Below are 3,830 nucleotides of genomic sequence, written 5' to 3' on the forward strand. Positions count from 1 at the left end.
GAGCTTTCGCACCTCGTCGGCGACCACGGCGAAGCCGCGCCCGGCCTCGCCGGCCCGGGCCGCCTCGATGGCGGCGTTAAGGGCCAGGAGATTCGTCTGGTCGGCGATGTCGGAGATGACGCCGAGCACCGCGCCGATGCCATGGGCCTGCTGGCCCAGGCCCCGCATGTTCTCCTTGAGCCGGCCCGCCGCCTCGCGCACGCCGCCCACGGCCGACACGACCCGCACCACCAGGTCGGCGCCCTCGCGGGCCTTGTCGCGGGCGTCCTGGGCGTTTTTGGCCGTGTCCCCGGCGTTTCTGGCCACTTCGAGAATGGTGGCGTTCATTTCCTCGACGGCCGTGACCGTGTCCTGGACGCGGCTGTTCTGTTCCTGGGCTCCCTGGTTGGCCTGCTCGATCTGGGCCGAAAGCTCCTGGGAAGCCGAGGCCATGCGGTCGGACGTCGCGGCGGCCTTGGAAGCGGTTTCGGCCATGAGGGCGTTTTGGCTCTCGATGCGGACCTGCTGTTCGTGGATCTCGGTGCGGTCGATCCAAAAGGAGATGGAACCGAGCATGCCTCCGTCCATGTCGAAAAAGGGCGTGCTGATGATGTGGACCTGGAGCTTCTTGCCCGTGGGGGTCACGTACTGGTTCTGCTGTTCGCCGCGCCGGCGTTCCTTGACGGCTCGGTCGGAGCAGGTCTCCTTGGCGGCGTCGCCCAGGTAGAACAGTCCCGAGGGTTGGCCGACGTAGGTCTCGGGCGCGCCGGTCTTCTCCAGCAGGCGGCAGATGTGGTCGTTGACCCAGACCATCTTGAAGTCGGGGCCGACGATGCCGCAGGGGGTGGGGATGCCGTGCATGACGCCCTGGGCGAAGCCCAGCTTGTTCTTGAGTTCCCCGACCATGGTTTCGAGGTTGCGGGCCAGCTCCGCCAGCTCGAAGCGGAACTTGCCGGAAAGCGCCGCCTTGAGGTCGCCCTGGGCCACTTTGCCGGCGAAATGCATGATGGCGCGCAAGGGGCTGATGACCACCAGCCGGTTGAAGATCATGATCAACGCCGCCACCACGGCCACCACGGCCAGGCCGAGGGCGATCAGCACGTTGCGCTGTCCGGCGGCCAGGCCCGACATTTCCGATTCCACGGCGGACATGCACACGAGCCAGCCCGTCTGCGGCACCTGGGCCACGGCCATGTACTTCTTCTCGCCCCTCAGTTCGTAGGACATGACGCCGTTTTTGAGGGCCAGGGCCTTCTGGGCGATGGCGGCGTCGGGCAGCGGCCCGAGCACGAGGGACTTGTCCATGGCGTGGGCGATGACGCGCCCGTCCGTGTCGAGCATGTAGCCGTAGCCGGTTTGGCCGAACCGGATGGGGTCGATGAACTTCTTCGTGAAATTGTCCCAGGTCGGGCAGACGATGGCCAGGCCGATGGTCTTGCCCGCGTCGTCGCGCACGGCCTGGGCCACGATGAACACCGTCGCGCCCGTGGTCTTGCCCTTGACGATCGTCTTGTTCAGGGAGCTTTTTTCACCGCCCATGATCGCCTTGAAATAGTCCCGGTCGGCATAGGTGCTGGCCAGAGGGTCGCCGGCCTTGGCCGCGCCGGCCACGGGCCGTCCGTCCGGGGCGATGACGATGGCCGAGTTGAGGCTGTCGGAGCTGGCGATGTACTTGTCGAGCATGGCCTGGGCGCGCTCGGGAGAGCCGGACAGGGCCTCCTGGACCATGCGGAGGTTGGCCAGGTTTTCCGCCTGATCTCGGGCGTTTTCGATGAAGAGATCGAGGATGTTGACCGTCTCCTTGGCCGTTTGGCCCAGGGCCTGCTCCTGCAGGGTGGTGGAAATGTGGAAGGTGGAGCTGGTCGTGTAGGCGATCAGCAAGGCGATGCCGGCAAAAAGCGAAACGAGCACGGCGAGCGTCAATACGGCGTTGATACCCATTCTTCTCATGGCGTGTCTCCGAAGATGGCCGGGATCGACGCATGCATTGCGAGGTTCCGGCTCTGGTATTGCCTAGCGTATGGGATGTTATGGCCAGGAAGGAGAACACACTTCAAGGGAAAAATCGGCGGGCAAAAGTCGATATAGGTCGACGCATTATTTGACCGCCCCAGACGCCCAAGCCATTGCGGGATAATTGACGTCTCGGCCTATTACTAGGCTGTTTAATTGGTTGTTGTTGACGTCAATAAAATACCAAATTATTGTGGCGGCCGAAGACAGCGACCGAGTGGAGCGTGTGATGGCACAGGGACGACCGAAAAGCGTCCGCCTTGGCGGCACGGGCGAGAAGCTCTACATGGCGCTCAAACTGTCGGGTTTGTCCTGGGGGACGCGGATCGGGCCGAACCACATCTCCTCCGACGGCCGGTGGGCGCAGTGCGGGCTGCCGCGGAGCATCAACACCGTCATCGAGGACATCCGCTCGGGCATCCCGGCCCACCGGCTGGAGCGCTACGCCGGCTATTTCCAGATCCCGGTCGGCGTGTTCACGGACGAGTCCATCGGTTCGTGCTCGGCGGCTTTTTCCTGCGAGGTCCTGCGCAACAAGAACCGGTTCGCCAAAAGCGCCGCCATCGACATAAGCCTCCACGACAGCCTGGCCCGCAAGCACATCGTGGAACGCAACGGGGTGGCGGCCAACTATCCCCTGTACCAGCTCCTGTCCGGAGTGCACAAGCTCTACTACAAAAAGGACGGCGGCGAACGCATCTATCAGGGTGCGGCCAGGACCGAGACCCAGACCGAAACGGGAATAGCCATCGCCGCCGTCATCGTCGTGGACGGCATTCCCGTGGAGTTGTCCGGGACGCTCTTTCGCTGGAACAACTTCATCCATATCCAGTACCATTCCGAAGACTATCAGCTCCTCGGCTACATGATCGCCCCCAATCCCATGGAGTCCATCCTGCTGCGGCGGCGCGACCCGTTCCACATGAAGTTCTGCGGCCTTTCCGGGAGCCTGGACATGACCGCCGAGCCGGATCGGTACGAGGCCTGTTCGGTCAAGCAAGGGGCGGGCGAGGGCCGCAGCCAGTCGGAAGTGTTCGACGCGCTTCTGGAAGAGGTCTTGCGCGAAGGGGCGCTGGAGCCCGGTGAGGCGGTCCACGCCCGGGCAGCCGCGTTTTTCGCCGGCTCCTAGGCTGGGGCCGCCCGCGCAATCCGCATCGCCGGGTTGCGCGGGCGGCCGGACAGGGAAGGGGGCGGCGGCAACGGCCTGGCGTCGCCTGCCCCTGCCGCGCGGGCGCGTCCTTGGTTGGCGTCCGTAAAAGACGCGCCTGCGCATATCGCGGGCGGCGGATACGAGACGCGCTTTTTCCGAAAAAAGCCGCCCCCTTTGCAAGGGCCGGGCGCTAGGCGGGCAGCGCCGCCTGGCCGCCGCCCTGGATGTCGGCCACCAGGGCGCTCAGGTTCTGAGCCAGTTCGGCCAGTTCGGCGACGGCCCGGGAAGACTCGGTCATGGCGCCGGCCGTCTCCGAAGCGATGCGGCTGATGGCCTCGACAGAGCGGCCGATCTCCTCGGAAGTGGCGGACTGCTGCTCGGCCGCCGCGGCGATGGCCCGGACCTGGTCGCCGGCCGTCTCCACCACGGTGACGATGCCGGTCAGCGCCTGTCCCGAGCGCTCGGCCAGGTGCGTGGCCGCGGCCACGGCCGCGGCCGCCTCCTCCACCATGCGCTCGGTGGCGGCCGTGCCGCGCTGGATGCCGGCGATGGCCTCGCCCACCTCCTTGGTGGCGTGCATGGTCTTTTCGGCGAGCTTTCGCACCTCGTCGGCGACCACGGCGAAGCCGCGCCCGGCCTCGCCGGCCCGGGCCGCCTCGATGGCGGCGTTAAGGGCCAGGAGATTCGT

3 protein-coding genes are annotated in these 3,830 nt (G+C 66.0%); 1 reads left to right on the plus strand and 2 read right to left on the minus strand.

Annotated elements, in window-relative coordinates:
- The coding region (locus Q1K70_RS02865; protein WP_300155483.1) for a cache domain-containing protein at positions 1 to 1,929 on the minus strand (1,929 nt) is incomplete at its 3' end.
- Positions 1,930 to 2,221: 292 nt separating this feature from the next.
- Between Q1K70_RS02865 and Q1K70_RS02870 the strand changes: the two genes are divergently transcribed.
- Positions 2,222 to 3,121, plus strand: a complete 900-nt coding sequence (locus Q1K70_RS02870) for a hypothetical protein (protein WP_300155486.1) — start codon at positions 2,222 to 2,224, stop codon at positions 3,119 to 3,121.
- Between the two features lie 211 nt (positions 3,122 to 3,332).
- On the opposite strand, the gene Q1K70_RS02875 is transcribed toward Q1K70_RS02870, so the two are convergent.
- On the minus strand, positions 3,333 to 3,830 hold a 498-nt coding region (locus Q1K70_RS02875; RefSeq protein ID WP_300155489.1), incomplete at its 5' end, for a methyl-accepting chemotaxis protein.

It is taken from the genome of Solidesulfovibrio sp. (assembly GCF_029978005.1).
GTDB lineage: Bacteria > Desulfobacterota > Desulfovibrionia > Desulfovibrionales > Desulfovibrionaceae > Solidesulfovibrio.